General features: G+C 72.4%; 4 protein-coding genes. 1 reads left to right on the top strand and 3 read right to left on the bottom strand.

Features of this window, described 5'->3' with window-relative positions; genetic code table 11:
* Positions 1–57: 57 nt before the first annotated feature.
* From HET64_RS36710 to HET64_RS36700, 3 genes are all read right to left on the bottom strand, one after another.
* A complete protein-coding gene (locus tag HET64_RS36710) occupies positions 58–1137 on the bottom strand; it encodes a substrate-binding domain-containing protein (protein ID WP_215111569.1) in 1080 nt (359 codons plus the stop codon).
* 108 nt (positions 1138–1245) lie between these two features.
* A complete protein-coding gene (locus HET64_RS36705; RefSeq protein WP_215111568.1) occupies positions 1246–2718 on the bottom strand; it encodes an FGGY-family carbohydrate kinase in 1473 nt (490 codons plus the stop codon).
* 79 nt (positions 2719–2797) lie between these two features.
* Positions 2798–3853, bottom strand: a complete 1056-nt coding sequence (locus HET64_RS36700; RefSeq protein WP_215111567.1) for a 2-hydroxyacid dehydrogenase — start codon at positions 3851–3853, stop codon at positions 2798–2800.
* A gap of 200 nt (positions 3854–4053) precedes the next feature.
* Here HET64_RS36700 and HET64_RS36695 point away from each other — a divergent pair.
* The coding region (locus HET64_RS36695) for a histidine phosphatase family protein (RefSeq protein ID WP_215111566.1) at positions 4054–4689 on the top strand (636 nt) is incomplete at its 3' end.

The following is a 4689-nucleotide window of genomic DNA, read 5'->3' as shown; positions in this document are numbered from 1 at the left end:
GGTGTGCACGACGACGTACGCCGCCGCGGACGGTCGTGGGCGTCGCGCGGTCGGGCCCTAGGTGAGGCCTATCCCGGCGCAGGCGGCGGCGTACGTCGTCGTGCACACCTCGGCGGTCTTCAACGGCTTCCCGTCGCCCACCAGGACCTCCGCGATGTTCTCCTTGGTGACCACGGTGGGGGTGAAGAGTTCCGATGGGGTGCCGAAGAGCTTGGTGTCGCCCCGGGGCTTCTCTCCCCGGGCGAAGGCGAACGCCGCGGTGGCGGCTGCTTCCGCGACGGTCGTGATGGGCTTGGAGATGGTGTTGTACTGGTCGCCCTGGATGATCCGCTGGGCGGCGGCGAGTTCGGCGTCGTTCCCGGTCACCGGTGGCACGGCCGCTCCGGCCGCTTTGAACGCGGCGATGGAACCGCCGCCCGTGCCGTCGTTGGCGGCGACCACTCCGGCGATCCTGCCCGGGAACTTGGCTATCTGGCCGCTGACCCAGCTCTGCGCCTTGCCCGGTTCCCAGGCAGGGGTGTCGTACTCGGCGAGGAGATCGAATCCGCTGGAGTCGACCGCGCTGTGGACGCCCTTCTTGATCAGGCCCGCCGCCGCGTCGGTCGGTGATCCGTTGACCTGGAGGAGGCCTCCCTCGGCCGAGGTGGCCTTGAGGTGCTCCACCAGGGACGCGCCGATCATGGAGCCGATCTTCTCGTTGTCGAAGGAGACGTAGTAGTCGGCCTTGACCGCCGGGATCGGCCGGTCGTACGCGATGACCGGGACTCCTCGTCCCTGTGCCGTACGGACGGTGCTGGCCGCCGCTGCGGAGTCCACCGGATCGATCACGATGACGTCGGCGCCCTGCGCGAGAGCGGAGTCGGCCTGCTGCTGTTGCTTCGCGGCGTCGCCGCCCGCGTTCTGGTACAGGACCTCGCAACCACCGCAGAGATCCTTCACCTTGGCCCTGAAGAGGGGGGCGTCGTACAGCTCGTACCGGGTGGAGGCGATATCGGGCATCAGGAACGCGATCTTCGCGTCCTCCGGCGACCTGCCGTCCGTGCCGGTCGGCGCTTTCGTCGTACAGGCGGCGGCGGAGACGATCACCGCCATCGCGGACAGGGCAGCGGCGAACGATCTGACAGAGCGTTGCTTCACTGGAATCTCCTGGTCTTCAGGCGGAGAGCCCTCCTTCGCGTCAAATTAACAGCGCACGTGTTAGTAGTGTCAATGGGCATGTCATAAATAACAGGGCGGTGGGCCCGTTCAGAGACGTCGGGGTACCCGCGCGCGAGCCCCCCATTCGGCCCGGGCCGTAGCCAACTCCGCCCGGTACCGCCCGTATCCGTCCTCGTACAGCGCCCGTACGTCCTCGCGCGGCTCGACGACCCGGTGGCGCCCCGGCGGCGCCTCGTACCCGGGGGACAGGGAGGCGCGGGCGACGGACACCACGCCGAGCGCCCCGACCTGCTCCTCCAGCGGAACCCGGACCGGCCGGCCGAGGACATCGGCGATCAGCCGGGCCCACAGCACTGACCGGGTGCCGCCGCCGCACAGTGCGAGCGTGCCGCTCAGCCCCGCTGTGTCCAGACAGTGCCGGGCGGCGTAGCCGATGGCCTCGCAGACGGCCCGCACGGCGTCCTCCCGGCCCGTCGCCAGACTGAGCCCGTCGAGTCTGCCCTGGGCCGACGGCTCGACGAACGGGGCCCGTTCGCCCGCTTCGGACAGGAAGGGGAAGGCGTGGACGCCCCGGGCTCCGGGCGGGCTGTCGGTGAGCAGGGCGTCCACGTCGGCGGTGGTCGCGCCGACGAGGGCGAGCACCCACTCCAGCGCCGCCGTTCCCACCATGGCGGGCATGGCGCGCAGCCACCGGCCGGGTGTGGGCGTGCACAGCCACATGCCGGCGGGCTCGGCGAGCGGATCGAGATCGACGCGGTCGGTCAGCACCTGGCTCGCGAGGGTCGTGCCGAGGATGAGAACGCCGTCCCCCACCTCGCGCACCCCGCTCCCGATCGCGCAGGCCGGCAGGTCGTACGGCCCCGCCACGACCGGCAGCCCCTCCGGCAGCCCCAGGAGTCCGGCGCCGCGACCGTCCAGCCCGAGCACCGTGCCCGGAGCGGCGGGAGGGGGCAGCAGCCCCGCCCGGTCCCCGACACCGCAGGCGGCCAGGGCCTGGGGCGCGTAGCGGCGGGTGCGCGGGTCGAGGAACGGCAGCGTCGCGTCGGAGGCGTCGAGGCACACCCCGCCGGTGAGGCGCTGGGCGACCGCGTCGACGCAGTACCCCGCGACGGCGGCCCGGTCCAGCGACTCCGGTTCGTGCTCCTGGAGCCAGTTCAGCAGCGGGCCGTGGCACCCGGGGAACATGCCGGAGCCGGTGTGCGCGAAAGCGGTGCCGATCGTGCCGTCCACCAGCCAGCGGGTCACCAGGTCCGAGGCCCGGGCGTCCATCCAGGAGATGGCGGGCCGCACCGGGCGGCCCTCGGAGTCCCGCAGCCACAGACCGTCCCCCTGCCCGGTGAGGGCCACGGCGTCCGGCGGCCGGCCGACCGCGGCGGCGACCTCGCGCACGACATCGCAGACACCGGTCACGACGTCGTCGAGATCCTGTTCGACCCGTCCGCCCGGCAGCATGTCCAGACGCGAGCGCCGGCTCGCGGAGGCCAGGGCACCGCCCGTCCCGTCGAACGCCACGGCCTTGGTGACCGACGTCCCGATGTCCACACCGATGATGGTGCTCACGCCTGGTGCCTCCTGTACGAGCCGGTAGCAGCCGATACGAGCCGGGTTCCTGAGCGAGGGGTCACGGCGACGGCGGCCGTCAGGGCCGACCGGCCGTCAGGACGTCGGGGTTCGCGAGGTGGAACAGCTTCTCCCCGCGCAGGAAACGGCCGACCTCGGCGGCGGTGATGGCCGCCGCCCGGTGTGCCGTCTGCCGGGTCGCGCCCGCGAGATGGGGGGTGGTGATCACGTTCGGCACGTCACGCAGGGGCCACTCGGCGGGGATCGGCTCGATGTCGTACACGTCGAGGGCGAGCGCCCCGAGAGCGCCGCCGCGCAGCAGCTCCGGAAGCGGCGCGTGGTCGAGCAGTCCGCCGCGGGCGGAGTTCACCAACACCGCGCCGTGCGGCAGCAGCCCGAGGCGGCGGGCGTCGATCAGGTGCTGGGTCTCCTCCGTCAGGCGGGCGTGCAGGCTCACCACCGAACTCCGGCTCAGAAGGGCGTCCAGCTCGACCGGTTCGACCCCGTCCGCCTCGGCCGCCGCACGGTCGGCGTACGGGTCGGCCGCCAGCACGTGGGCCCCGAAGGCGCGCAGTACCCGTGCCACGATCCGGCCGATGGCGCCGTAGCCCACGAGCCCGACCGTGGCACCGCCGAGCTCACCGCCGCTCTCCTCGTACGCGTACAGATCGCCCCGCCAGACGCCCCGCTTGAGCTCCGCGTCGGCGGCGGTGACGCGGCGCATCGCGGCGAGCATCAGCCCCACGGCGAACTCCGCGGCGGCCTGGGCGTTGCGGCCGGGGGCGAAGCTGACCCTGACTCCGTGACGCGTGGCCGCGGCCAGGTCCACATTGACCGGCCCGCCCCGGGAGACGGCGACGAGACGCAGTGCGGGCGACGCGGCGAACACCCGCTCGGTGAACGGGGCCATCTGCGTCACACAGACCGAGGCGCCGGCCAGCGCCTCGACGAGCTCGCCCTCCGTGCCGCTCGCCTCGCGGACCTCCGCGACCGGACCGAAGGGCTCGTGGGGCCAGGGGAGGGTCAGCTCCGTGAACTCCGGGACCTCCCGGCCCGTGCGGGACAGCTCCTGGCTCACCGCCGCGCGGATCAACGAGGGACGGACGAAGTGGTCGCCTGCGGCGAGGATGCGCATGCGTCGGATTCCTTCTGCGAGGAGAGCCGGTGGGGTTGCGGGCGAGCAGGCCGGAGCGTGATCCGAGCCGCGACAGGCCGGTCCTGGGCTGTGGAATTTCTGTTAAATTTAACAGCGCTCACGTGAACCGGCAATGTGCCTCGCGCGTACGGCTTGTTGCTGGTCCTTCGGATGCGCCTCGACCTCGAAAGGGCCTCCCCATGACCTCTCGTCTCCTGCTGGTACGCCACGGCGAGACCGAGTGGCACGCGGAGAACCGGTATGCCGGTGTCACCGACGTCGCCCTGACGCCCAGGGGCCTGACCCAGGGAGCCGACCTCGGATCCTGGGCCGCCCGAGGCGGCGTGGACGCGGTCGCCTGCTCCCCGCTCGGCCGCGCCCGCCTGACAGCGGCGCCCGCGGCGGCGGCGCTGGGCCTGGCGGCGGACGTCCAGGAGGGACTGCGGGAAGTGGACTTCGGATGGGGCGAGGGCAGGACCATCGAGGAGATGGCCCAGGAGGACCCCGAAGCCGTACGGCGGTTCCGCGAGGACGCCGACTCCGGCGCCTTCCCCGGCTCCGAACCCGTCGCCCTGGCCGCGGCTCGGGCGACCGGCTCCCTGCGCGATCTCGCACACCGTCACCAGGGGGAAAAGGTACTCGTCGTCGCTCACAACACCCTGCTGCGCATCGCCCTGTGCGAACTCCTCGGACTTCCCCTCGGGCGCTACCGGCGGATCTTCCCCCGACTCGACAACGGGGCCGTCACGGAGATCGAGATCCGCGGCACGGAGACGGCGCTGTGCTCGCTCAACGTACCCACCGCCGCTCCCCCCTGGCTCTTGTACACATCCGAC

Source organism: Streptomyces sp. McG3, from assembly GCF_018619185.1.
Classification (GTDB): Bacteria; Actinomycetota; Actinomycetes; order Streptomycetales; family Streptomycetaceae; genus Streptomyces.
This window is presented reverse-complemented; position numbering and strand designations above follow the sequence as displayed.